The sequence below is a fragment of the Pseudomonas sp. NPDC078416 genome (genome assembly GCF_050268485.1).
GTDB lineage: Bacteria > Pseudomonadota > Gammaproteobacteria > Pseudomonadales > Pseudomonadaceae > Aquipseudomonas.
On sequence record NZ_JBNNGV010000040.1, the window covers coordinates 1 to 25,671 of the forward strand.

A 25,671-nucleotide genomic window follows, 5' to 3' on the forward strand; every position below is an offset into this window, starting at 1 on the left:
CTTGCCCAGCTTGGCGATTTCGTCGATGTCGCCGGCCAGGGCCAGGGTCACCACGTCAGCCGGCGAGCCGTCGATCACCGAGCGGCCCTGTTTGCAACGAACGATGCCGCCGAAGATGTTGACCAGTACTGCCGCCACGTTGGTGTCGGACAGGATGATCTTGAACGCTTCAGTAACGCGTTCCTTGGTTGCGCCGCCGCCTACGTCGAGGAAGTTGGCTGGCTTGCCGCCATGCAGGTTGACGATGTCCATGGTGCCCATGGCCAGGCCGGCACCGTTGACCATGCAGCCGATGTTGCCTTCCAGTGCCACGTAGTTCAGTTCGAACTTGGCAGCGTGGGCTTCACGTGGGTCATCTTGCGATGGGTCGTGGAAAGCCTTCAGCTTTGGCTGACGGTACATGGCGTTGGCGTCGATGTTGATCTTGGCGTCGAGGCAGTGCAGATCGCCGTCAGCCTTGATCACCAGCGGGTTCACTTCCAGCAGCGCCAGGTCGTGGTCCTGGAACAGCTTGGCCAGACCGGTGAAGATCTTGGCGAACTGAGTGACCTGCTTGCCTTCCAGACCCAGCTGGAAGGCCAGATCGCGACCCTGGAATGGCTGAGCGCCAACCAGTGGATCGATGGTCGCTTTGAGAATCTTCTCAGGCGTGTCGTGAGCGATTTTCTCGATGTCCACGCCACCTTCGGTGGAAGCCATGAACACGATACGACGGCTCGAACGATCGACTACAGCGCCCAGGTACAGCTCTTTGGCGATGTCAGTGCACGATTCAACCAGGATCTTGGTGACTGGCTGACCGTTGGCATCAGTCTGGTAAGTGACCAGACGCTTGCCCAACCACTGTTGAGCGAACGCAGCGGCGTCTTCCTTGCTGCGAACCAGCTTGACGCCGCCCGCTTTACCGCGACCGCCTGCGTGAACCTGGGCTTTGACGACCCACTCGGTTCCGCCGATCTTGTCGCACGCTTCTGCTGCTGCTTCCGGGGTGTCTACTGCATAGCCCTTGGATACTGGCAGGCCGTATTCAGCAAACAGCTGCTTACCCTGATACTCGTGAAGATTCATGCTTATTACCGTCTTCGTTAGGTACTGCGCATTCGGTGCTGCTCGTCAAAGCGTGCCGCACCACCTGTGACCGCTTCTCCCGGAGAACGCCGGTCAGGCATCAAGCCTGCCCTGCGCTGCCGGGAGTTCGAGTCCAACGGACCTTCCGCGGTAAGCCCTGCGAGCAGGGCCTACGACGGGCGGACCGTCGTGGTTATCTTTAGCGTTTTTTCTTGTTCTGGATGTGGATGGCGCCGCCATTCACAGCCAGTGCCGCTTCGTGCAGCGCTTCGGACAGCGTCGGGTGGGAGAAGACCATCATGCCGATGTCTTCGGCACTGGTGCCGAACTCCATACCGATCGCGCCCTGCTGTACCAGCTCTGCAGCGCCAGGACCAATGACGTGTACACCCAGTACACGGTCGGTCTTGGCATCAGCGATGACCTTGACGAAACCGCCGGTGTCATTCGCTGCCATTGCACGGCCGCTGGCCGCGAACGGGAACTGACCGACGTTGACTTCCACGCCTTCAGCCTTCAGCGTCTGCTCGGTCTTGCCGACCCAGGCGATTTCCGGGTGGGTGTAGATAACCGACGGGATCAGGTCGTAGTTCATCTGGGTCTTGTGACCCTTGATGCGCTCGACAACCATGATGCCTTCTTCGGATGCTTTGTGCGCCAGCATCAGACCACGAACCACATCACCGATCGCGTACACGCCAGGAACGCTGGTCTCGCACTGCTCGTTGACGAAGATGAAACCGCGCTCGTCGATATCGACGCCGCTGTCTGCGGCCAGCAGCTCGGTGGTCACCGGGCGACGGCCAACGGCCACGATCACGCGATCAAAGGTGATGTTCTGCTCGCCATCCTTGTCGGTGTAGGTCACGACGACTTCGTCGCCATTGACCTTGGAACCGGTGACGCGAGCGCCCAGCTTGATGTCCAGACCCTGCTTGTTGAAGGTCTTCTGCGCTTCCTTGGCAACGGCTTCGTCAGCGGCCGGCAGGAATTTCTCCAGCGCTTCCAGCACCGTCACTTTGGCACCCAGACGAGCCCAGACCGAACCCAGTTCCAGACCGATAACACCGGCGCCGATGACGCACAGGCGCTCAGGCACTGCCGGGAATTCCAGGGCGCCTGTCGAATCGACGATGGTGACCTGATTGACCGGAGCCGGCGGGATGTCGATCGGACGCGAACCGGAGGCCAGAATGATGTTCTCGGCTTCGATGACTTCGGTGGTGCCGTCAGGCTTGGTCAGCTCGACTTTCTTGCCGGCCAGCAGTTTGCCGTGGCCTTGCAGGGAAGTGACGCCGTTGGCCTTGAACAGGCTGGCAACGCCGCCGGTCAGGCCTTTGACGATCTGTGCCTTGCGACCAATCATGGCAGCAATGTCCATTTTCAGGTCGCTGAGCGAGATACCGTGAACACCGAACTGGTTCTTGGCTTCGTAGAATTTCCAGGAGCTGTCCAGCAGCGCCTTGGAAGGGATGCAGCCCACGTTCAGGCAGGTACCGCCGAGGGCCAGCTTGCCCTCTTTATCCTGATACTTCTCGATGCAGGCAGTCGTGAGACCGAGTTGCGCGGCCTTGATAGCGGCCACGTAGCCGCCAGGGCCAGCGCCAATCACTACCACGTCGAATTTCTGGGACATAGAAAAGAGTTCCTCTTTAGCTGCGAGCTTTAAGCCACAAGCTGCAAGCTGATCCGTGATGCTTTACAGACGAGTTGCAGCCTGTTCATTAGGATGTTGCGACGACCCAAGCGTTGGCGCCAGGCTGCTGTAACTTGCAGCTTGGCGCTTGCGGCTTGCAGCTGTCCTTGAATCAGATGTCCAGCAACAGACGCGCCGGGTCTTCCAGCAGGTTCTTGATGGTCACCAGGAACGTCACGGCTTCTTTACCGTCGATCAGGCGGTGATCGTAGGACAGCGCCAGATACATCATCGGACGGATGACAACCTGACCGTTGATCGCCATAGGACGCTGCAGAATGTTGTGCATGCCCAGGATGGCCGCTTGTGGCGGGTTGACGATCGGGGTCGACATCATCGAACCGAAAGTACCACCGTTGGTGATGGTGAAGGTACCGCCAGTCATCTCGTCGATGGAGAGCTTACCGTCACGGGCTTTCTTGCCGAAGGTGGCGATGCCGCCTTCGATTTCAGCCAGGCTCATCTGCTCGGCGTTGCGCAGCACCGGAACCACCAGACCACGATCGCTCGACACGGCAACGCCGACGTCGGCATAACCGTGGTAGACGATGTCGGTGCCGTCGATCGAAGCGTTGACCGCCGGGTAGCGTTTCAGCGCTTCGGTCGCGGCCTTGACGAAGAACGACATGAAGCCCAGGCGTACGCCGTTGTGGGACTTCTCGAACAGGTCCTTGTACTTCGAGCGCAGCGCCATGACTTCGGTCATGTCGACTTCGTTGAAAGTGGTCAACATCGCCATGTTCGACTGAGCTTCAACCAGACGCTCGGCAACCTTGGCGCGCAGACGGGTCATCGGAACACGCTTCTCGGTGCGGTCGCCAACGGCAGCCACAGGAGCAGCGGCGGCGGCAGCAGGCTTGGCCGCAGGTGCAGCGGCCGGAGCGGACTTCTTCGCTTCGATGGCAGCAACAACGTCTTCCTTGGTCACGCGGCCGTCTTTGCCAGTGCCTTTGACGCTGGACAGGTTGATGCCGTTTTCTTCGGCCAGCTTGCGGGCAGCCGGAGCGCCGATAGCGTCTTCGTCACCCGAAGCAGCGGCAGGTGCAGCGGCAGCGTGGGCAGGCGCAGCAGCCGGAGCCGATGCAGCGGCGGCTGGAGCGGCGGCAGCAGGAGCGGCAGCAGCGCTGCCCTCTTCGATCGAGCCCAGCAACTGGTTCGACAGGACAGTGGCGCCCTCTTCGGCAACGATTGCGCCCAGTACGCCGTCAGCTTCGGCCAATACTTCCAGCACGACCTTGTCGGTTTCGATATCAACGATCAGGTCGTCACGCTTGACGGCGTCGCCCGGTTTTTTGTGCCAGGTGGCAACGGTGCCGTCGGCAACGGATTCCGGGAAAGAGGGGGCTTTGATCTCAATAGCCATTATCTGTAATTCCTTTAATTCGGTTTCTAGTGCGCGAAGGCGTTAAACGGAGAACGCGTCTTTCAGCAGTTTTTCCTGCTGTTCAGCGTGCATCGAAGCGTATCCACAAGCGGGGGCAGCGGAAGCATCACGGCCTGCGTACTCGAGAACGAGGTTGCGGTTGTGATTGCCAATGCTGCGGCGCAGGTGGTGCTGACTGCTGTACCAGGCGCCCTGGTTCATCGGTTCTTCCTGACACCAGACCACGTTGGTCAGGTTGGTGTACGACGCGATAGCGTCCATCAGGTCGTCTTCCGGGAACGGATAGAGCTGCTCGAGACGCACAATGGCGATGTCTTCGCGGCCTTCGGCACGGCGTTTTTCCAGCAGGTCGTAGTAGACCTTGCCGCTGCACAGCACCAGACGCGTGACTTTCGCGGCATCGAGGGTGTCGATTTCCGGAATGACCGTCTGGAACGAGCCATGGGCCAGATCTTCCAGGGTCGACACCGCCAGCTTGTGGCGCAGCAACGACTTCGGCGTCAACACGATCAGCGGCTTGCGCAGCGGACGGATCACCTGACGGCGCAGCAGATGGTAGATCTGAGCCGGAGTGGTCGGTACGCAGACCTGAATGTTGTGCTCGGCGCACAATTGCAGGTAACGCTCAAGACGTGCCGATGAGTGCTCCGGGCCCTGCCCTTCGTAGCCATGGGGCAACAGCATGGTCAGACCGCACAGACGGCCCCACTTGTGCTCGCCGCTGGTGATGAACTGGTCGATCACGACCTGTGCACCGTTGGCAAAGTCACCGAACTGGGCTTCCCAGATCACCAGCGCGTTGGGCTGAGTGGTCGAGTAGCCGTATTCGAACGCCAGCACGGCTTCTTCCGACAGGAACGAGTCGTACAGGTCAAAACGAGGCTGACCGGCGTACAGGTTCTGCAGAGGCACATAAGTCGCGCCGTCTTTCTGGTTGTGCAGCACGGCGTGACGGTGCGAGAACGTACCGCGACCGACGTCCTGCCCGGTGATGCGCACCTGATGGCCTTCGAACGCCAGCGTGGCGTAGGCCATGGTTTCGGCGTAACCCCAGTTGATCGGAAGGCCACCGACTTGCATCTTCTGGCGGTCTTCGTAGATTTTCTGGACCTGACGCTGAACCACGAAACCTTCCGGCACTTCCATCAGCTTGGCGGACAGTTCCTGCAGGGTCTTGAGGTCGAAACTGGTGTCATGACGTGCGGTCCACGCGTGACCCAGGTACGGACGCCAATCGACGAACAATTCCTTGTTCGGCTCTTTGACCAGGCTTTTGACAACGTGCATGCCGTTGTCCAGCGCGTTGCGGTACTCGTCGACCTTGGCCTGCGCAGCTTCGGCGTTGAGGATGCCGGCGGTGGCCAGGGCATCGGCATACAGCTCACGGGTGGTGCGCTGTTTGGCGATCTGCTGGTACATCAGCGGCTGGGTACCACTCGGCTCATCGGCTTCGTTGTGGCCGCGACGACGGTAGCAGACCAGATCGATGACCACGTCACGCTTGAACTGCATGCGGTAGTCGATGGCCAACTGGGTCACGAACAACACGGCTTCCGGATCATCGCCATTCACATGGAGGATCGGCGCCTGAATCATCTTGGCAACGTCGGTCGCGTACTCGGTGGAGCGCGAGTCTTCCTGCTTGCTGATGGTGAAGCCGACCTGGTTGTTGATCACGATGTGGATCGTGCCGCCCGTTTTGAAGCCACGGGTCTGCGACATCTGGAAAGTTTCCAGCACCACACCCTGACCGGCGAACGCAGCGTCGCCGTGAATCGAGATCGGCAGCACTTTCTCGCCAGTGGCGTCGTTACGACGGTCCTGACGGGCACGCACCGAACCTTCGACCACAGGGGAGACGATTTCCAGGTGGGACGGGTTGAACGCCATCGCCAGGTGGACTTCGCCGCCGGTGGTCATCACGTTGGACGAGAAGCCCTGGTGATACTTGACGTCACCGGAACCCAGCTCGACCTTCTTCTTGCCTTCGAACTCGTCGAACAGATCGCGCGGGTTCTTGCCGAAGGTGTTGACCAGCACGTTGAGACGGCCACGGTGGGCCATGCCGATGACCACTTCCTTGGTGCCGTAGGAACCGGAGCGCTGGATCAGCTCGTCGAGCATCGGAATCAGGCTTTCGCCGCCTTCCAGACCGAAACGCTTGGTGCCCGGGTACTTGGTGCCCAGGTACTTTTCCAGACCCTCGCCCGCTGTCACACGCTCGAGCAAATGGCTCTTGATGTCGGCGGAATAGGCAGGACGTCCACGCACGCTTTCGAGGCGCTGCATGAACCAGTTGCGCTGGTTGGAATCGACGATGTGCGTGAACTCGGCGCCGATGGTGCGGCAATATGTCTGCTGCAACGCTTCGACGATTTCACGTAGGCTCGCTTCTTCCTTGCCGATGAACAGGTCGCCGGCACGGAATGTGGTATCGAGGTCGGCGTTGGTCAAACCGTAATGGTTGATCGACAGGTCAGCTGGCGCAGTACGCTTCCACAGACCCAGAGGATCGAGTTGCGCACCCTGATGGCCGCGCATACGGAATGCCTGGATAAGTCGCAGCACTTCAACTTGCTTCTTTTCATGCTCGCTGCTCACGCTGCCGGCAGAGACCGGTTGGGCGCGGCGCTGGTTTTTCCCCAGCAACACAAAATGATCGCGAACCGTAGAGTGCGATACATCGGTGGCAGTGCTGCCGTCAGCCGGCAACGTCTGAAAATAGGTGCGCCACTCTTCTGGCACAGCGTTAGGGTCGTGCAGGTAGAGCTCGTAGAGCTCTTCCACATAGGCAGCGTTACCACCGGAAAGGTGGGCGCTGTTCCACATGCGCTGCATCACGCTTTCTTGCATGCTTGGTCACCCTCGATTAGGGGACACCATCGGCGTCGATGCCAGCGCAATCTTGAAAAGTCCATGTGCAGCGACTTCAAGTCACTAGGGATCACGCAGATAGTCCGGGTACCAGCCCGGATGCCCCTGCTGGTTTCATTTCTTCAAAATAAGAGCTGAAGCCATACGACAACTGCTCAGGTTAAAACTACGGCGCCGGTTGAAGCCTGCGCCGTAGCGTTTACGGGTGCTGCAGTAGCGGGTGCTGCGGTGTTACAGATGCGGCAAACTCAGACACCGTTTGTGAGCAACATGTTGCGCACGTGACCGATGGCCTTGGTTGGGTTCAGGCCTTTCGGGCAGACGTTGACGCAATTCATGATGCCCCGGCAGCGGAACACACTGAACGGATCATCCATCGACGCCAGACGCTCCTGCGTCCTGGTGTCACGGCTGTCAGCCAGGAAACGATAGGCTTGCAGGATCGCGGCAGGACCCAGGAACTTGTCGGGGTTCCACCAGAAGGACGGGCAGGACGTCGAGCAGCAAGCGCACAGAATGCACTCGTACAGACCGTCGAGTTTTTCCCGCTCTTCCGGGGTCTGCAGACGTTCGATGGCCGGAGCCGGCGTGTCGTTCTGCAGGAATGGCTTCACCTTCTCGTACTGCTTGTAGAAGATGCTCATGTCGACGGCAAGGTCACGGATGACCGGCAGACCAGGCAGTGGGCGCACCACCAGCTTGTTGCCCTTGACCACAGCCGACAGCGGCGTGATGCAGGCCAGACCGTTCTTGCCGTTGATGTTCATGCCATCGGAACCGCACACGCCTTCGCGGCACGAACGACGGTACGAGAAGCCTTCGTCCTGCTCTTTGACCAGAGCCAGGACGTCCAGCACCATCAGGTCTTTGCCACCGGTGTCGACCTGGAAATCCTGCATGAACGGCGCAGCGTCCTGATCAGGGTTGTAGCGATACACACTGACTTGCAACATGGCGGTCACCCTTAATAAGTCCGAATCTTAGGCTCAAAAGTCGGAACAGTTTTTGGCGAGAAGTTCACGGCACGCTTGGCTACGCGCTTGTCACCCGGGAAATAAAGGGTGTGGCACAGCCAGTTCTCGTCGTCGCGATCTTCGAAGTCTTCACGGGCGTGGGCGCCACGGGACTCCTTGCGATGCTCTGCGGCGATCGCCGTTGCTTCAGCGACTTCCAGCAGGTTCTGCAGCTCCAGCGCTTCGATCCGGGCAGTGTTGAACGCCTGGCTCTTGTCGTTGATCTTGACATTGGAAATACGCGTGCGCAGGTCAGCCAGCTGGGCAATACCCTTCTGCATGTATTCGCCGGTACGGAACACACCGAAGTAGTTCTGCATGCAGCTTTGCAGCTCTTTGCGCAGGGTGGCGACGTCTTCGCCCTCGGTACGCGAGTTCAGGCCATTGAGGCGAGCCAGCGCGACGTCGATGTCGGTTTCGGAAGCGCGACGATAGTCGACGCCTTCGTTGAGCGCCTGCTCCAGGTGCAGACCGGCAGCACGACCGAAGACCACCAGATCGAGCAGCGAGTTGCCACCCAGGCGGTTGGCACCGTGAACCGATACGCACGCCACTTCACCGACCGCGAACAGGCCCGGGATGATGGTGTCGACGCCGGCGGCGTCCTGGGTGATCGCCTGACCATGAATGTTGGTGGCAACGCCGCCCATCATGTAGTGGCAGGTCGGTACGACAGGGATTGGCGCAACGGCCGGATCGACGTGTGCGAAGGTTTTGGACAGTTCCATGATCCCTGGCAGACGGCTGTGCAGCACTTCTTCACCGAGGTGATCGAGCTTGAGCATCACGTGGTCGCCGTCAGGACCGCAACCGTTGCCGGCGATGATCTCTTTCACCATCGAGCGAGCCACAACGTCACGACCGGCGAGGTCCTTGGCGTTTGGCGCGTAGCGCTCCATGAAACGCTCGCCGTGCTTGTTGATCAGGTAACCGCCTTCACCACGGCAGCCTTCGGTGACCAGTACACCTGCGCCAGCGATGCCGGTCGGGTGGAACTGCCACATTTCGATGTCCTGAACCGGGACACCGGCACGCAACGCCATGCCCACGCCGTCGCCGGTGTTGATCAGGGCGTTGGTGGTGGAGGAGTAGATACGGCCGGCACCGCCGGTGGCCAGTACAGTCGCGTCGGCGCGAATGTAGGAGGTTTCACCGGTCTCGATGCAGATGGCGATGATGCCGACGAACGCGCCGTCCTGGTTTTTCACCAGATCAACTGCGTAGTACTCGTTGAGGAATACAGTGCCGGCTTTCAGGTTGGCCTGATACAGGGTGTGCAGCAGCGCGTGACCGGTACGGTCTGCAGCCGCACAGGTGCGTGCAGCCTGCCCGCCCTTGCCGAAGTCCTTCGACTGACCGCCGAACGGACGCTGATAGATGCGGCCCTGCTCGGTACGGGAGAACGGCAGACCCATGTGCTCGAGCTCGAACACGGCTTCCGGGCCAACGGAACACATGTATTCGATAGCGTCCTGGTCACCGATGTAGTCGGAGCCCTTGACGGTGTCGTACATGTGCCAGCGCCAGTCATCGTTCGGATCGGCCGAAGCGATTGCGCAGGTGATGCCACCCTGAGCGGAAACGGTGTGGGAGCGAGTCGGAAAGACCTTGGTGACGACAGCGGTCTTGTGGCCGCCCTGAGCCAGCTGCAGTGCGGCACGCATGCCTGCGCCGCCGCCACCGATGATGATGGCGTCGAATGAAAGCGAATTGATGTTAGCCATGGATCAGATACCCCAAAGAATCTGCACACCCCAGACGAAGTAAGCGAACATCGCAATGCCGCACACCGCCTGGAACAGGAAACGCACCGCCGTCGCGGACTTGCCCAGCGCCATCGGCGTCAGGTAGTCGGTCGCGATGGTCCACATGCCAACCCAGGTGTGAGCCGCCAGTGCAACAAGGGCCAACAGACTGAAGATGCGCATTGCGTTATGGGAGAACAGCGCGTGCCACGTGGCGTATTCGAGGCCGGGGTGCGCGATCAGGTACCCGATCAGGAAAATGAAATAAGCCGCGAGTACGACGGCGGAGACGCGTTGCGCCATCCAGTCATACAGGCCCGAACGAGAAAGGTTGGTGACGTTGGTTACCATATCCACACTCCTGCCAGAACGATCACCACCACAGACACGGCGATAACGATTTTAGAACCCAGCTTGCCGCCTTCCAGCGTCTCGCCGATGCCCGAGTCCATGATCAGATGACGGACGCCCGCCACCAGGTGATACAGCAGTGCGGACAGAAGAGCCCAGATCACGAACTTGGCCAGCGGACTGGTCAGTCCCGCTTTCACCGACGCGAAGCCTTCCTCGGAGTCGAGCGACAGGTCCAATGCATAAAGCATGATGGCAATGCCGACGAAGAGGATGACACCGGAGATACGGTGAAGGATGGACGTGTAAGCAGTGATAGGGAGTTTGATGGTCCTTAGGTCTAGGTTTACAGGTCGTTGGCTTTTCACGGCTTTTTTTCACACTGAAGAGCCCTAACACTCAGGGCAAGTTGTTGGGAAGTGTACTGGTCAGGTACCCACTACCCAGGAAGTGACCAACCCCGTTGAATCGGGCCTGAAAGCCCCTGGCGGTCGGACGCCGAGTATAGACAGTTAGCCAACTAATGACAACGCGCAGACCCTGTCCCAAGGGTGGATTGCTTTAGCCCGATAATTGGCGTAAATGGCCCGTAATTTCGACGAAAACCATGGGTTAAAGCCTTCTGCCACAAGACTTTTGGCAAATTGACTTTAGAATTTATCTCACTATAGTGATGCGGGCCCTGCGTGGGGGGTCTGTCTGATGATTTGAAGCATAATTAGGAGGCCACATGGCTGATAAAAAAGCGCAGTTGATCATCGAGGGCGCAGCCCCCGTCGAGCTGCCCATTCTGACCGGCACCGTTGGTCCCGATGTTATCGACGTACGCGGCCTGACTGCCACCGGACGCTTCACATTCGACCCAGGCTTCATGTCCACCGCTTCATGCGAATCGAAGATCACCTACATCGACGGTGACAACGGCATTCTCCTGCATCGCGGCTACCCGATCGAACAGCTGGCCGAGCAATCGGACTACCTGGAAACCTGCTACCTGCTGCTCAACGGCGAACTGCCAACCGCCGAGCAAAAGGCCGAATTCGTCGTCACCGTGAAGAATCACACCATGGTGCACGAGCAACTCAAGACCTTCTTCAACGGTTTCCGTCGCGACGCCCACCCGATGGCCGTCATGTGTGGCGTGGTCGGTGCCCTCTCGGCGTTCTACCACGACTCCCTGGACATCAATAACCCGCAGCACCGCGAAATCTCCGCGATCCGCCTGGTCGCCAAGATGCCGACCCTGGCCGCGATGGTTTACAAGTACTCCATGGGTCAACCCATGATGTACCCGCGCAACGACCTCAGCTACGCGGAAAACTTCCTGCACATGATGTTCAACACGCCGTGCGAGATCAAACCGATCAGCCCGACGCTGGCGAAGGCCATGGACCGGATATTCATCCTCCACGCCGACCACGAACAGAACGCCTCGACGTCCACCGTGCGCATGGCAGGTTCGTCGGGCGCCAACCCGTTCGCCTGTATCGCAGCGGGTATCGCCGCACTCTGGGGCCCTGCCCACGGTGGCGCGAACGAAGCCGTGCTGACCATGCTCGATGAGATCGGCGATGTGTCCAACATCGACACCTACATCGCCAAGGCCAAAGACAAGAACGACCCGTTCAAGCTGATGGGCTTCGGTCACCGGGTTTACAAGAACCGCGACCCGCGCGCCACCGTGATGAAACAGACCTGCGACGAAGTCCTGCGCGAGCTGGGCATCACCAACGACCCGCAGCTCGAGCTGGCCATGCGTCTCGAAGAGATCGCCCTGACCGACCCGTACTTCATCGAGCGATCGCTGTACCCGAACGTGGACTTCTACTCGGGCATCATCCTCAAGGCAATCGGCATCCCCACCAGTATGTTCACCGTGATTTTCGCCCTGGCGCGAACCGTCGGCTGGATTTCCCACTGGAAGGAAATGCTGTCGAGCCCTTACAAGATCGGCCGTCCACGCCAGCTGTACACCGGCGAGGTGTCACGGGACATCGTGCCGCTGGCCGAGCGCAAGTAACTCGGCAGCACTCGCGAAGACACAAAAAAGGCTGCCCTCGGGCAGCCTTTTTCAATTGTCGCTTGAGCGTTACGCGCTCACCGATCAGTTCTTCTCGGCTCGTTCCTTGAGCGCTTTAAGCGTGTTGAAGGGTGCATCCACCACGAACTTGTTCGCCAGCCAGGATGGCACGCTGCCCCCAGGCTCGGTGTGCACCTGATACGTGACCTCGGTCAGATTGTCGCCCCTGGGCACAAACTTCCAGAACCCCTCCACCTGCGCCACCCGCACAAACCCCTTCTCTTCCGGGATGTACTTGGGCTCGCCTTCCAGCTCACGGGTCACGCTGCCATCGGCGCCTTCCACCGTCGTCACCTTCAGCACCGAATCCCGGGGCGTCACCGGCCACGGCGTGTTGAACTGGGAATAGGTCCACGTCTTGTCGCCCTCGTGTTTGAGGATCTTCTGCAGCTTGCACTCGTGGATCCACGCGCACGCGGCGGCCACGTCTTCCTGCAACGCCTTGAGCTTGCCGATACCCGCCTTGATGGTCGTCACACCCTGATAGGCTTTGTACTGCGAACCGGGCACTTCGCTGAGAGAGACTTTGATACCGTCCTCGTTCTTCGCGACTTTCCACTCCTCAGCCTGCGCTGAAGCCGCCACCCATACAGTCAATCCCAATCCGAAAGCAAAGCGGTACAGCGAACTCATAGGTTGTTCCTTATTGTTGAAGTTCAGTCGTACCCCGGCCGCGATTCACGCCACCGAAGTCATCTTTTCCCACCAGCCGATCAAACGAATCGCATCCTCGGGGCCGGTGCCACACACATCAGGTTCAGCTGCAAACTGACCACACACCGCCGGCCTCCCCGGCTGCCCGAATATGCCGCAGAGCATGTCCACCGACAGATGCAGACAGCGCATGCCCGCAGGTTTGCCGTTGGGCATCCCGGGTATCGGTGAGGTAATGGACGGCGCGATGCAGCACGCGCCGCAGCCTGGACGGCATTCCATGGAAAGAACCTGTGTGGCAGTGAGGACGATGGCCGGATCTTACGCGCTAAAACAAATGTTTGAAAATCGGGCGCTCGGACTGCGTGATGGGTTCATCACTTTTTAAATGTGAAATCGAGCGCAGCGCCTTCCACGTCCTTGCGCGCCTCATTGCGCAACTGAAGGTCCATTTCGTTGCTCAGCAGGCGGCCTTGCATCTGGAAGTCCGGGTCGGCGTTCGCATCAGGGAACATTTTGGGCAGCAGCGGCCTGGCGCCCGGGGACTGGGTTCTGGACTTCGACGCGGAGGTGATCACATTACCCGGCGGGGTCAGTTGTTTGACCATCTCGGGCGGCAGGCTCAGGTCCAGCGGGACCTTGTTCAGCTTGGTTTCCTTGACCACCTGAGATGCCGACTTGCTCTTGCTGGCCACAGGGGCGCGCCGTGCGACTTCGGCATTATCCGCTTTGACCTTGGCGGATTTGGCGTTGGCGCCTGGGGCCCTGTCCTCGGCAGTTTTGACATCGGTGACTGTCCGCGGCGCTCCAGCCGATGCCTTGCCCGACGCGACAACCGGTACGGTCGTGATATTCGGCGCAAGGGCATGGACCGCCGGGGCGTCTGCAACAGGCTTGTCCGCTGACCCAGCTGCTGACGCAGACTCAGGCGCAGATTCAGGTCCAGGGACAGGCTTCGTTGGCTTGGCAGCCTGAGCCGGCGCATCAGCACCCTGGGCAGGCGCCGAAGCGGTGGCTTTTGCCGGTGGAGTGGGCGCCTTATCGGCATCACAGGCGCTCAGCAACACCAACAACATCACACTTATACAACGCAGTGATTTCATAGTCTGAACGGCAGTAAGTAAGACAGGGGCCATATGCTGGCCCTTTGCGCGGCGGCTGACAAGCTGCCTTGTCCGCCTCCCCCGATAGTATGGAAAGCTGGCGACCCTACGAGTTCACCAGGATTGCCCGGCATCCTGGCATAACTGCTTGGCCAGCATGCCCACGGTCATCAACGCCCTCTCCGCTTCACGGTTCCACGGCAGCCCGCAGTTCAGGCGAATGCAATGGTTGAACTGCTCGGTGTTACTGAAAATCAGGCCTGGCGCGATGCTGATGCCCTGCTCCAGCGCGCGCACGTGTAACTCTTGGGTGTTCACCCGTCCCGGCAGACTGATCCACAGAATGAACCCGCCCGCAGGCCGGCTGATCTGCGTGCCTTCGGGAAACATCTGCTGCACCGCCAGCTGAAACGCGCTGAGATTCTTTCGGTGCTCCTGACGGATAAAGCGTAAGTGCCGGTCATACCCGCCGTTTTCAAGGTAGGACGCCACGCCCATCTGCGTCACGCTGCACGCCGAATGGGTGCTGAAGGTTTGCAGGCGCTGGATTTCGGCCTGGTACTTCCCGGCAATCATCCAGCCGATTCGCACCCCCGGCGACAGGGTCTTGGAGAAGCTGGAGCAGTAGATGACATGGCCCAGCCGGTCGAAGGCTTTCAACGCCTTGGTCTTGTTCTGCTCGTACATCAACTCGCCGTAGATGTCGTCTTCGATGATTTGAATGTCGAAGTCCGACGCCAGGCGCAGCAGGTGTTTCTGCCGCTCTTCCGGCATGGTGCTGCCCAGCGGATTGCTCAGACGCGACGTCATCACCAGCGCCTTGATCGACCACTGGTTGGCCGCCAGTTGCAGCGCTTCCAGGCTGATACCGGTGTTGGGGTCGCTGGGGATTTCGATGACTTTCAGGCCGAGCAGATCGGCCAGTTGCAGCAGGCCGTAGTACGTCGGGGATTCTGCCGCGATCAGGTCGCCCGGGCTGGTCAGCACCCGCAGCGACATCTGCAGCGCATCGACGCAGCCGTGGGTGATCACCACTTCCGAGGGATCGATCACCACGCCGGCGTCGCGCATGCGAATGGCCACCTGCCGACGCAGCGGCTCGAAGCCGGGACTGAACATGTAATTAAACGCCCGAGGGCTCTGAAAGCGGGTCACCTTGGCCAGTTGCTGGTGCAACGCGCGCAGGGGTAAGTAATCGATATGCGGTACCGCAGCGCCAAACGCGAACACCCCTTCCCGCCTCGCTTCGACCAGGACCTGTTGAATGATGCTGGCGCGAGTGACCAGACCAGGGCGCTCCACCCGAGCAATATCGGGGGTTGCCGCCGTGAGGGCCGGGGTTTGATGCACGTAGTAACCGGACTGCGGCCGCGCGCGGATCAACCCCTGGTCTTCGAGGTTGGCGTAGGCCTGCAGGACGGTGGCATGACTGACGTTGAGCTGGGAGCTCATCTTGCGCACCGAGGGCACGCGCTCGCCTGGCTGATACACGCCACGGCGAATGTCTTCCGCCAGCTGCTGGGCGATGCGTTGGTACAGCAACAGACTGGTCATTTCGCGTCCCTCGATCCCGTGCTTTGATCATGCGTGCGGCGATCAATGGAGCAGGATCACCGGAACAGTTGGGAAGTGTACGGTGACAGTTCCTGTTCCGGCTAGAGGGCGCGGTGTTTGAATAGCTAGAGATGGCCCGCCTTGCTGGATTCCATTGGAGCCGGATTGCTGGCGAGTGCGGTAGATCATTCGCCCGCTAAGGCGTCTGACCAAATGCGTTCGCCAGCAAGCCGGCTCCTACAGACTGCGCGGCCGCGAAACCCTGCAAAGCCGACAAAAACACGACGCGGTGAAAAGCCGGGCCGGCGCTGTGATTCCTCTCATCGAGGTGCGCTGAGGTGGCCCTTGTCGTCCGAGAAGACGATTTCGACACGGCGGTTCTGTGCACGGCCGCTTTCCGAGGTGTTTGCGTCCACCGGGTACTGATCGCCATAACCTTCGACCTGAATGCGGTCTTCCTCGATGCCCAGATCAGACAGCACGTCAGCAACGGACTGTGCCCGGTCTTTCGACAGCGCGAGGTTTTCCCGGGCGTCGCCGGTGCTGTCGGTGTAGCCCTCGATGCGTACCACACGCTTGGGATTGAATTGCAGGAACTGCACGACCTTCAGCACCGTGCGGTTGGCCGAACTTTTCAGTTCGGCGCGGCCGGTATCAAAGAGCATGTCGCCGAGGGTCATCACCAACCCGCGCTCGTTCTGCTGGGTCGACAGGCTGATCACTTGATCTTCCGCCCACTTGCCCTGTTGCTGCGCGCCGGCCAGCTTGGCTTCACGCAGGGCCAGTTGCAGACGTTGACGTTCCAGCTCCAGTCGCGCGAGCTTTTCCTGATTCAGCAGCAGCTTGCTGTGTTCCCGGGCGATCGCGCTGTAACGGCTGCTCAGGTACGCGTAATGACTGACGTCGTCAGCGCTGCCGATATAGCTCGACAGGCGGTCGGCCCGGCCCAGCAACTCGCCGGCGCGGATCACATCCTTCGGCGCGCTGCGCAAGACGTTGGTGTCTTCCTTGACCTTCTGGTAATCGGCAATGGCGCCCTGCAACGCCTGGTCGCTGTTCTGGTGGCCGGCGCAGCCAGCAAGACCGACACTGGCCAGCAACAGACCGACACTGAGGCTTCGCGCAACGGTATTCATTGGCCAGCCCCCAACTGCTTGCGCAGACGCTCAAGGCGGGTGTTGACCTGAGCCACCTGCGCTTCGCTCTTCTGCGTCAGCACACGGGCCTCGGCCAGACGCGCGTCCAGCTCGGCCTGTTCCGCCTGCATGCGTGCATCCTTGTAGGACTTGTCCGCCATGTCAGCGCGGGCCTGGGTCAGCTTAGTCTGCGCTGTCACCAGGTCCGGCTCCTCATCGGTAGCGCCGACCGCTGTGGCCTGGGCGACCGCCTGTTCGGTGAGTTTGAGTTGTTCGGTGGGTGCCGGGTCGTTGGCACAGCCGACGAGGGCGGCGAGCACGACAGCGGCGAATACAGGCTGGATTTTCAAAAGAAAGCTCAAAACACATTCCTACTGATGGAGGGCGCTACCGGACTGCTGCAACTGGATTTTCCACAGGTCCAGATTGCGCGTGACGGCTTCACTGGAGCGACCGGAAGCCGCCAATTCTGTCATTTTTTTCGCCAGCTGTCCGCGCAGCCATGGATCGTTGCAAGCGGAGTTGAACGACAGCGCCAGATAGAAGCCCGGACGATCAAGAGCCAAGGGCTGGGTTTGCAGGTCTTTGGCGATGTCCAGCGCCTGGGTCACCGCCATGCCCGCATAGCGGCCGGCAAGGACGAATTCGACCTGCCCTGCCACCAGTTTCTGAAAGGCCTGGGGGAGACTGGCCTGCCTCTCCAGCGTCAGGTGCAGCTTGATCGCCTCATCGAATCCGGGGGTTACGCGGGTCTTCTCGGACATGGCCCCGGGATGGCCCTGCAGATCGGCCAGCGAATTGAACGGCTGCCCATGACCGCTACGTGTCCAGACCATGATTTCGTTCCGGGCGATGGGCGGATGGATGAAATCCAGGGATTCCAGCTCGGCGCTGTTGAGGGGCGTGTCTGCCAGCATGTCCATGCGCCCGCTGCGCACTTCTTCCAGTGCCTGGCTGCGCTTGCCGCCATAAAGCAGCTCGACCTTGACGCCGATCTGCTGGGCGACCTCCTTGAGCAGGTCGGCATTGGCGCCCATCAGGTGTTTGGGGTCCTGCGGGTCGCGCCATAGGTACGGCGGCGCATCCGGGCTGCCGGTGACGATCAGCCGGTCACACTTGCCCGCCGACCAGGCCAGCGACGGCAGCAACAGCAACCCGCCCAGCAGTGAAGCCAGCCTCTGCTTTGGCGACAACATGACAGCATCCTTTTTTGAGCCCATAAAAAAACCCGTCAGCTCCGACTGCCTGAGCGCTGGTTCATCGTGTGAACGCGCTTGCGGCAGCCCGAACGAACGGGTCACTTTATAAGTCAGGGAAGTGGATTAAACCAGCTTCTCCAACTCGGGGATTGCTTCGAACAGATCCGCCACGAGGCCGTAATCGGCCACCTGGAAGATCGGCGCTTCTTCGTCCTTGTTGATCGCAACGATCACCTTGGAGTCCTTCATGCCGGCCAGATGCTGGATCGCGCCGGAGATGCCGACCGCAATGTACAGCTGTGGCGCGACGATCTTGCCGGTCTGGCCGACCTGCATATCGTTGGGCACGAAGCCTGCGTCGACGGCCGCGCGGGAAGCGCCGACCGCTGCACCCAGCTTGTCAGCCAGGGTGTACAGGTGTTTGAAATTGTCACCGTTCTGCATGCCGCGGCCGCCTGACACGACGATCTTGGCAGCGGTCAGCTCAGGACGGTCGGATTTGGCCAGCTCTTCGCTGACGAAGGACGACTTGCCCGCGTCATGGGCTGCGCTGACGGCCTCAATCGAAGCAGAACCGCCCTCGGCCGCCACCGCGTCAAAGCCAGTGGCGCGAACGGTGATGACTTTCACCGCTGCCGACGACTGAACGGTCGAAATAGCGTTACCGGCATAGATCGGGCGTTTGAAGGTGTCAGCGCTTTCGACCGAGATGATCTCGGAGATCTGATCAACGTCCAGGTGCGCCGCGACGCGGGGCAGGATGTTCTTGCCGTTGGAGGTTGCAGCAGCCAGCACGTGGCTGTAGGCCGAAGCCAGCTCAACGACCAGCGGGGCGACGTTTTCCGGCAGTTGGTGCTCGTAGGCGGCGTTGTCAGCCACGAGGACCTTGGACACGCCTGCGATTTTTGCAGCTGCTTCGCCGACGGCAGAGACATTCTGACCGGCGACCAGAACGTGGATGTCACCACCGATTTTTGCGGCAGCGGCAACGGTATTCAGGGTGGCGGGAGCGATTGCGCCGTTTTCGTGCTCAGCGATAACCAGGGTCGTCATCAGATCACCTTCGCTTCGTTTTTCAGTTTATCAACCAGTTCAGCAACCGACTTGACCTTGATGCCTGCGCTGCGGGCAGCGGGTGCTTCCACTTTCAGGGTCTTGTTGGTGGACGCCGTCGAAACACCCAGCGCATCAGGCGTCAGCACTTCGAGGGGCTTCTTCTTGGCTTTCATGATGTTTGGCAGCGACGCATAGCGTGGCTCGTTCAAACGCAGGTCGGTGGTGACAATGGCCGGCAGCTTGAGGGAAACGGTCTGCGCGCCGGCGTCGATTTCACGGGTGACGTTGACGCTGTCGCCGGACACTTCGACTTTGGAGGCGAAGGTGCCCTGCGGGTAGCCGCTCAGGGCAGCCAGCATCTGGCCGGTCTGGTTGTTGTCACTGTCGATCGACTGCTTGCCGAGAATGACCAGCTGCGGCTGCTCTTTGTCGACAACGGCCTTGAGCAACTTGGCCACGGCCAGGGAGGTCAGTTCGTCAGCGGATTCTACGAGGATGGCGCGATCGGCACCCAGTGCCAACGCGGTACGCAGTTGCTCCTGAGCGGTGGTCGGGCCAATGGAAACGACAACGATCTCGGTCGCAACGCCTTTCTCTTTCAGGCGGACGGCTTCTTCTACCGCGATTTCGCAGAAGGGGTTCATCGACATTTTAACGTTGGCGAGATCGACGCCGGAGTTGTCCGCTTTGACGCGAACCTTGACGTTGTAGTCGACCACTCGTTTGACAGCTACAAGAACCTTCATGGATTCCTCGTTTCTCTCCGGTGAAAAGAAATCGCCAGGCCAGGCCCGGCGATGGGTACTCGTCAGTGTACGGAACACCTGTGAAAACAACGTATTCACGGTTGCCGAATGCGGATGTCAGCAAAAGCGGCCACGCTAAGGCGGCAATCCAAGCCAGACGTTGATCGCCCGTGTAAACTGCAGCGCGCCTCCGGCGTGGTGCGAGTGCTGACGGATGCGCAGAGGCGATGCTCACGTTGCTTTTACCGATGTTCTGCTACCGACGGTCTGTACGCCGCTGTAAAAAAATCCGGGGCTGACGAACGACCCGGCGCGAGCGCAAAACCGCCCGTATCTTGACCGCAACGTCTGGTCGGGTCAATACGACATAAACGCCAGTCACAAGCCGTCTCACCATGATTTATCAGGCTTTCGGCCGATTCAAACAAACGTTTGTATTGGACCTGCGAGGTGGTGTAGATATAATGCGCGCCTTCAAGATGACACCTGGGCTTAAGACCTTCCCGGTGTCGGTTTTAGCCATCTATAAAAATACGCCTAAAAAATACGCCGTTGAGCCTTGAGTAGGAGATAGCCTGTGGAACGCGAATTTATGGAGTTCGACGTCGTCATCGTCGGAGCCGGGCCCGCCGGGCTGTCTGCCGCTTGCCGCCTGAAACAGAGAGCCGCTGACGCCGGTCAGGAAATCAGCGTCTGCGTGGTGGAAAAAGGCTCCGAGGTCGGTGCTCATATCCTCTCCGGCGCGGTGTTCGAACCCCGCGCCCTCAACGAGCTGTTCCCCGACTGGAAAGCCCTCGGCGCACCGCTCAACACACCCGTCACACGTGACGACATCTATGTGCTGACCGGCGCCGACGCCAGTCAGAAGGTCCCGGGCGCATTCGTGCCCAAGACCATGCACAACGAAGGCAACTACATCATCTCCCTGGGCAACCTGTGCCGCTGGATGGCGCAGCAGGCCGAGAACCTGGGCGTTGAAATCTACCCGGGCTTTGCGGCTCAGGAAGCGCTGATCGATGAAAACGGCGTGGTGCGCGGGATTCTCACCGGTGATCTGGGCGTTGACCGTGAAGGCAATCCGAAAGAAGGCCTGTACACCCCCGGCATGGAACTGCGCGGCAAGTACACGCTGTTCGCCGAAGGCTGCCGTGGTCACATCGGCAAGCAGCTGATCAACCGTTTCAACCTCGACAGCGAGGCGGACGCCCAGCATTACGGCATCGGCCTGAAGGAAATCTGGGAAGTCGATCCGGCCAAACACCAGCCTGGTCTGGTGGTGCACACCGCTGGCTGGCCGCTGGAAGTCATGGGCACCGAAAACACCGGCGGCTCGTTCCTTTATCACCTGGAAAACAATCAGGTCGTGGTCGGGCTGATCGTCGACCTGTCCTACGCCAACCCATACCTGTCGCCCTTCGATGAATTCCAGCGCCTCAAGCACCATCCGGTCCTCAAGCAGTACCTGGAAGGCGGCAAGCGCATCAGCTACGGCGCGCGGGCCATCTGCAAGGGCGGTCTGAATTCGCTGCCGAAGATGGTGTTCCCCGGCGGCGCGCTGATCGGTTGCGACCTGGGCACGCTGAACTTCGCCAAGATCAAGGGCAGCCACACCGCCATGAAGTCCGGCATGCTCGCCGCTGAAGCAGTGGCGGATGCGCTGTTCGCCGGCAACGAGGGTGGCGACGCGCTGAACGGCTACGTCGAGGGCTTCAAGGCCAGCTGGCTGCACGAAGAGCTGTTTGCCAGCCGTAACTTCGGCCCGGCGGTGCACAAATTCGGCGCGATCTTCGGTGGCGCGTTCAACTTCATCGATCAGAACCTGTTCGGCGGCAAGATCCCCTTCACTCTGCACGACACCAAGCCGGATTACGCGTGCATGAAGCTGGCGGCCGACTCGAAGAAGATCGACTACCCGAAACCCGACGGCAAGCTGAGCTTCGACAAGTTGAGTTCGGTATTCATCTCCGGCACCAACCACGAAGAAGAGCAGCCGTGCCACCTGAAGCTGAAGGATCCGAGCATCCCGATCAGCGTCAACCTGCCCAAGTACGACGAGCCTGCTCAGCGCTACTGCCCGGCGGGGGTTTACGAGGTGGTGACCCAGGAAGACGGCGCCAAGCGCTTCCAGATCAACGCGCAGAACTGCGTCCACTGTAAAACCTGTGACATCAAGGATCCGTCGCAGAACATTACCTGGGTAGCTCCAGAAGGCGCAGGCGGCCCGACCTACCCCAATATGTAAATTGTAGGAGCGCGCTTGCCCGCGATGGCGGTGTATCAGTCACCTCATCATTGACTGACAAACCGCAATCGCGGGCAAGCGCGCTCCTACAGGGTTTCATTACGCCGACATCTTTCGCTGGCAAGCCGGTGCGGTTGAATCCTCACCCTCACGCTGATATTTTCAGCCGCTCGCCCTCTTCCCCCGGATTGCGCTCGAAGTAGCGTTTGTACTCGCGGCTGAACTGCGACGTGCTCTGGTACCCGACCTTGTGCGCCACTTGCGCCACACCCATGCCCTCGCCAATCAGCATCTGCTGTGCCTTGAGCAGCCGCACGCGTTTGAGGTACTGAACAGGTGACAGCAGCGTGCTGCGTTTGAAATGTTCGTGGAAGGTCGAGGTGCTCATGTTGGCGCAGCGAGCCAGATCCTCGACGCTCAAGGCCTGATCGTAATGGTCGCGCAGGTAGTGCAACGCCGCCGCGATACGCGCGAAATGACCGGTCTGTTCGACCAGTGCCCGCAGCACTCCGGCCTGGGGACCACGTAGCGCGGCATACACCACCTCCCTGACCCGAGCCTGCCCCATCACTTGCGCGTCCAGCGGATCGTGCAGGCAGCGCAGCAACCGCTCGACACTCTCGCGCATCGGCGCATCCAGCTCGGCGGACGTCATCGATTCCGGCGTCTGCGCCTTCACCTTAACGTTCGGCGCCTCGCCCATGGCCTGCACCAGCTCGCCCAGCAGCGCGCGGTCGATTGACACCGCGACGCCATACATGGGCGCCTCGGCCGTCGCGAAGGTCTCGCACATGAACGGCACCGACAACGCCTGCACCAGGTAATGACCGGCGCCGTATTCCAGCGTGCGTGGACCCAGACGCGCGAGCTTGCTGCCCTGGGCGATGATCACCAGGCTGGGTTCATAGATCTGCGGGCTGCTGGCGACGTAGTAATCCCAGGACATCGCCTGCACGCCCGGCACGAGGGTGTCGACGAAACCCGGGCGCGGCGCCAGGGGCTTGATGAGGGAGACCAACTGGGCGTTGGCGTCGGAATGGGAAAGAGGAGACATGGGCAGCCATACAGAGGATTTGACACCGCCATCATCGCAGATCAGCTGCGCGCCGCCCTACTGTAAATATGAAATCCGGAGGATCAGGCATGACAGGCGGAGGAATGACCATGGCCTGAGATGCCCTCGCTGCGGACAATGCACCGCCTCAACCGTCATCGTTTTTGCGAGGTTCTTCATGTACACAGCCATCGGTTACGCCGCCCAGTCCTCAACCGCTCCCCTCGCCCCCATGACGTTCAGCCGCCGCAGCCCGCGGCCGGACGACGTGGCCATCGAGATTCTCTACTGCGGCGTCTGCCACTCCGATATCCACCAGGCGCGCAACGAGTGGGGCATCGCCGTGTACCCGCTGATGCCGGGCCACGAGATCGTCGGTAAAGTCACCGAAGTGGGCGCCAACGTCAGCAAGCACAAAGTCGGCGATCTGGTCGGCGTCGGCTGCATGGTCGATTCCTGCCGTCAGTGCGAAGCCTGCGCCCGCGACCTTGAGCAGTATTGCCTCGAAGGCGCGACCATGACCTACGCCACTCCGGACCGCGTCGACGGCAGCAACACCATGGGCGGCTATTCCAACAGCATCGTGGTCAGCGAGCACTTCGTCGTGCGTATCCCGGAAAAACTCGACCTGGCCGCTGCCGCACCGATCCTGTGTGCCGGCATCACCACCTACTCGCCGCTCAAGCACTACGGCGTCAAGGCCGGCGACAAAGTGGGCGTGCTGGGCATGGGCGGCCTGGGCCACATGGGCATCAAGTTCGCCAAGGCCATGGGCGCGGAAGTGACGCTGTTCACCCGCTCGGCGAGCAAGGCTGAAGAAGGTCGTCGTCAGGGCGCCGATCACGTCATCGTCTCGACGGATGCCGAGCAAATGAAAGCCGCTGCCGGTCATTTCGACTTCCTGCTGGACACCATTCCGGTGCAGCACGACTTGAATCCCTACCTGGAAACCCTGCGTTTTGACGGCGTGCACATCCTCGTCGGCCTGATCGAACCCGTTGACCCGGCGCTGCATGCCGCCAATCTGGTGATGAAGCGCCGCGTGCTGGCGGGCTCACTGATCGGCGGCATTGCCGAGACCCAGGAAGTGCTGGATTTCTGCGCCGAGCACGACATCACTTGCGACATCGAGATGCTGGATATCAAGCACATCAACGAAGCGTACACCCGCATGATTGCGGGCGATGTGAAGTACCGTTTCGTGATTGATATGGCCACGTTGAAGGCCTGATCCACCGGCTCGCCCCGCGCAATGCGGGGCGACGCACTACCCGCCCAACTCCGCCGACAGCCGTGCCGCCGCGTCCTTGATCACCGGCACCAGGTCGGCCATCTTTTCCAGCGGCATGTACGGCACGGTGCTGGCGATGCTGATGCCGGCGACAATCTGCTTGCTGGCATCCCGCACCGGCGCGGCCACGCAGCGGATCGACGGTTCGTTGTCTTCCAGATCAAACGCATAACCGCCCTGCACGTACTCATGCATGCGCGCCTGCACCTGCTCCCAGGTTTGCTCTTCATGGGCCGGCCACAGCGGGTTCTTGCCGGTGGTCGGCACGCTGATTTCGTACAGCCGTTGCCATTCGCTTTCCGGACTGTCCAGCAGCAACGCCTTGCCGATGCCGGTGCGCGCCAGCGGCATGCGATGGCCCACCCGCGAACGCATCTCCGGACCATTGCGCCCGGGATTCTTATGCAGGTACAAAACCTCGTCGCCATCGCGCATCGCCAGGTGCACGGTGTCGCCGGTGAGCGCCGACAGTTCGTCGAGAAAGGGTCTGGCCAGCACCAGCAGCGGTACTTCTTCCTGGGCCTGATACCCCAGTTCGATCAATCTGGGCCCCAGCACATAACCCGTCAGCGGCAACACTCGCAGGTAACGCTCCTCCACCAGACAGCTGGCGAGCCGGTGGGTGGTGCTGCGGGTGGTGCCGATCAGCCGGGCGATTTCCTTGAGGTCGCGAGCGCCGCTGGCGACCGCATGAATCACGCCCAGGCCGCGAATCAGCGTTTGCGTGCCGGTGGGTGCAGGGTCTTTGCCAGTGACGGCGGTGTCGGATGCATCGTGCATGGCGCGCCTTATCGAATCAGAAAACCGGCGACATTATCGTCGCCAGCCTTGAAGCCTGTCCACGCGGGCCATAGCCTCATCCCGTATCTGGACTTGAATCGGTCTTGATAGATCTTTTTTCTCCGTGGCAGACCTGCCCGAAGGGCTAATAACCGCTTTTCAACATAAACGGCCGGAGGCAGGCATTCACTCCAGGAGAAAGAACCAAGTGCGGACGGCGTAGCCCTTTTGTTTTCAGAACAGGGCCCGTTAACGTTACACCGTTTGCGAAGTGGAAATGTTCACTGCACCTTTAATTTTATGGAGAAAGCCGGATGTCACGCCGCTTACTCATCACGGGAGCCCGTATTGCAGGCTGCGTCACCGCCTGTTGGTTATCTCGGCAGCACTGCAGAGAACATGCTGAAAGCCTTGGCATCCAAGCATTGAGCTTAATAACGTTTCATCACCTCCCTGGAACGCCCCTTTGTTCCGCAAGCACTACTTCCGTACGGTGCCCGGCGAACATATAGCAGAGGGTTTGAACACGTTATGGACGAAATACCGCTTGCCGTGGCCGGCACTAAGGGAAGTTGCGCGAACATAGTAAACGGGCCACCGTTTCGGGCGCCCGGCATGACCTTGTCAATTATCACGGTGGCGCTT

The 25,671-nt window shown here is 60.3% G+C and carries 22 protein-coding genes; 3 read left to right on the forward strand and 19 right to left on the reverse strand.

Going from position 1 to position 25,671, the window contains the following annotated elements; translation table 11 throughout:
- From sucC to sdhC, 8 genes are all read right to left on the reverse strand, one after another.
- Positions 1-1,068: ADP-forming succinate--CoA ligase subunit beta (gene sucC / locus ACQKEN_RS23135; protein WP_427689108.1), on the reverse strand; the 1,068-nt coding region annotated here is incomplete at its 3' end.
- A gap of 199 nt (positions 1,069-1,267) precedes the next feature.
- On the reverse strand, positions 1,268-2,704 hold the full coding sequence (lpdA, locus tag ACQKEN_RS23140; RefSeq protein ID WP_065986297.1) for a dihydrolipoyl dehydrogenase: 1,437 nt from the start codon (positions 2,702-2,704) through the stop codon (positions 1,268-1,270).
- Between the two features lie 172 nt (positions 2,705-2,876).
- Entirely contained in the window at positions 2,877-4,127 is a 1,251-nt protein-coding gene (odhB, locus tag ACQKEN_RS23145) for a 2-oxoglutarate dehydrogenase complex dihydrolipoyllysine-residue succinyltransferase (RefSeq protein ID WP_427689110.1), read from the reverse strand.
- Between the two features lie 42 nt (positions 4,128-4,169).
- The gene (locus tag ACQKEN_RS23150; protein WP_065986295.1) at positions 4,170-7,001 is read right to left on the reverse strand and encodes a 2-oxoglutarate dehydrogenase E1 component; all 2,832 of its coding nucleotides are present in this window, start codon (positions 6,999-7,001) and stop codon (positions 4,170-4,172) included.
- Positions 7,002-7,270: 269 nt separating this feature from the next.
- The gene (locus tag ACQKEN_RS23155) at positions 7,271-7,975 is read right to left on the reverse strand and encodes a succinate dehydrogenase iron-sulfur subunit (protein ID WP_427689112.1); all 705 of its coding nucleotides are present in this window, start codon (positions 7,973-7,975) and stop codon (positions 7,271-7,273) included.
- Positions 7,976-7,986: 11 nt separating this feature from the next.
- The gene (gene sdhA / locus ACQKEN_RS23160) at positions 7,987-9,759 is read right to left on the reverse strand and encodes a succinate dehydrogenase flavoprotein subunit (protein WP_427689114.1); all 1,773 of its coding nucleotides are present in this window, start codon (positions 9,757-9,759) and stop codon (positions 7,987-7,989) included.
- 3 nt (positions 9,760-9,762) lie between these two features.
- The gene (sdhD, locus tag ACQKEN_RS23165; protein WP_133771632.1) at positions 9,763-10,131 is read right to left on the reverse strand and encodes a succinate dehydrogenase, hydrophobic membrane anchor protein; all 369 of its coding nucleotides are present in this window, start codon (positions 10,129-10,131) and stop codon (positions 9,763-9,765) included.
- Positions 10,125-10,499 carry a succinate dehydrogenase, cytochrome b556 subunit gene (gene sdhC / locus ACQKEN_RS23170; RefSeq protein WP_133771634.1) on the reverse strand — a complete coding sequence of 125 codons (375 nt, stop codon included), beginning with the start codon at positions 10,497-10,499 and terminating at the stop codon, positions 10,125-10,127. Before sdhC ends, sdhD begins: the two co-directional genes overlap by 7 nt.
- Positions 10,500-10,861: 362 nt before the next feature.
- Here sdhC and gltA point away from each other — a divergent pair, with 362 nt between their 5' ends.
- Complete coding sequence (gene gltA, locus ACQKEN_RS23175) at positions 10,862-12,151, forward strand: citrate synthase (RefSeq protein WP_037009384.1); 1,290 nt, start codon at positions 10,862-10,864, stop codon at positions 12,149-12,151.
- Positions 12,152-12,235: 84 nt separating this feature from the next.
- On the opposite strand, the gene ACQKEN_RS23180 is transcribed toward gltA, so the two are convergent.
- The 9 genes from ACQKEN_RS23180 to ACQKEN_RS23220 all read right to left on the reverse strand — a co-directional run bounded on the left by ACQKEN_RS23180 (position 12,236) and on the right by ACQKEN_RS23220 (position 19,659).
- A complete protein-coding gene (locus ACQKEN_RS23180) occupies positions 12,236-12,844 on the reverse strand; it encodes an START domain-containing protein (RefSeq protein WP_427689117.1) in 609 nt (202 codons plus the stop codon).
- 45 nt (positions 12,845-12,889) lie between these two features.
- Positions 12,890-13,147 (reverse strand): YkgJ family cysteine cluster protein, encoded by a 258-nt coding sequence (locus ACQKEN_RS23185; protein ID WP_427689119.1) that lies wholly within the window; start codon positions 13,145-13,147, stop codon positions 12,890-12,892.
- A 95-nt stretch (positions 13,148-13,242) separates the two neighbouring features.
- Positions 13,243-13,560: a hypothetical protein gene (locus tag ACQKEN_RS23190; protein WP_427689121.1), complete on the reverse strand. Its 318-nt coding sequence runs from the start codon at positions 13,558-13,560 to the stop codon at positions 13,243-13,245.
- Between the two features lie 522 nt (positions 13,561-14,082).
- Entirely contained in the window at positions 14,083-15,522 is a 1,440-nt protein-coding gene (locus ACQKEN_RS23195) for a PLP-dependent aminotransferase family protein (protein ID WP_427689123.1), read from the reverse strand.
- A 320-nt stretch (positions 15,523-15,842) separates the two neighbouring features.
- Positions 15,843-16,658 carry an OmpA family protein gene (locus ACQKEN_RS23200; protein ID WP_427689125.1) on the reverse strand — a complete coding sequence of 272 codons (816 nt, stop codon included), beginning with the start codon at positions 16,656-16,658 and terminating at the stop codon, positions 15,843-15,845.
- Positions 16,655-17,008 (reverse strand): DUF4398 domain-containing protein, encoded by a 354-nt coding sequence (locus ACQKEN_RS23205; RefSeq protein WP_074885343.1) that lies wholly within the window; start codon positions 17,006-17,008, stop codon positions 16,655-16,657. The genes ACQKEN_RS23200 and ACQKEN_RS23205 overlap by 4 nt, the downstream gene beginning before the upstream one ends.
- 21 nt (positions 17,009-17,029) lie before the next feature.
- Positions 17,030-17,851, reverse strand: coding sequence for a substrate-binding periplasmic protein (locus tag ACQKEN_RS23210; RefSeq protein ID WP_427689146.1), 822 nt, complete (start codon positions 17,849-17,851; stop codon positions 17,030-17,032).
- A 129-nt stretch (positions 17,852-17,980) separates the two neighbouring features.
- Positions 17,981-18,910 (reverse strand): electron transfer flavoprotein subunit alpha/FixB family protein, encoded by a 930-nt coding sequence (locus ACQKEN_RS23215; RefSeq protein ID WP_427689126.1) that lies wholly within the window; start codon positions 18,908-18,910, stop codon positions 17,981-17,983.
- On the reverse strand, positions 18,910-19,659 hold the full coding sequence (locus ACQKEN_RS23220; RefSeq protein ID WP_427689128.1) for an electron transfer flavoprotein subunit beta/FixA family protein: 750 nt from the start codon (positions 19,657-19,659) through the stop codon (positions 18,910-18,912). Before ACQKEN_RS23220 ends, ACQKEN_RS23215 begins: the two co-directional genes overlap by 1 nt.
- A gap of 577 nt (positions 19,660-20,236) precedes the next feature.
- On the opposite strand from ACQKEN_RS23220, the gene ACQKEN_RS23225 reads away from it, so the two are divergent.
- The gene (locus ACQKEN_RS23225; RefSeq protein ID WP_427689129.1) at positions 20,237-21,901 is read left to right on the forward strand and encodes an electron transfer flavoprotein-ubiquinone oxidoreductase; all 1,665 of its coding nucleotides are present in this window, start codon (positions 20,237-20,239) and stop codon (positions 21,899-21,901) included.
- 148 nt (positions 21,902-22,049) lie between these two features.
- Here ACQKEN_RS23225 and ACQKEN_RS23230 read toward each other — a convergent pair whose 3' ends face one another.
- Entirely contained in the window at positions 22,050-22,955 is a 906-nt protein-coding gene (locus tag ACQKEN_RS23230) for an AraC family transcriptional regulator N-terminal domain-containing protein (RefSeq protein WP_427689131.1), read from the reverse strand.
- A gap of 178 nt (positions 22,956-23,133) precedes the next feature.
- On the opposite strand from ACQKEN_RS23230, the gene ACQKEN_RS23235 reads away from it, so the two are divergent.
- On the forward strand, positions 23,134-24,186 hold the full coding sequence (locus ACQKEN_RS23235) for an NAD(P)-dependent alcohol dehydrogenase (protein ID WP_427689133.1): 1,053 nt from the start codon (positions 23,134-23,136) through the stop codon (positions 24,184-24,186).
- Between the two features lie 36 nt (positions 24,187-24,222).
- Here the strand turns inward: ACQKEN_RS23235 and ACQKEN_RS23240 are convergent, their stop codons facing one another.
- A complete protein-coding gene (locus tag ACQKEN_RS23240; protein ID WP_427689135.1) occupies positions 24,223-25,026 on the reverse strand; it encodes an IclR family transcriptional regulator in 804 nt (267 codons plus the stop codon).
- Positions 25,027-25,671: the final 645 nt, after the last annotated feature.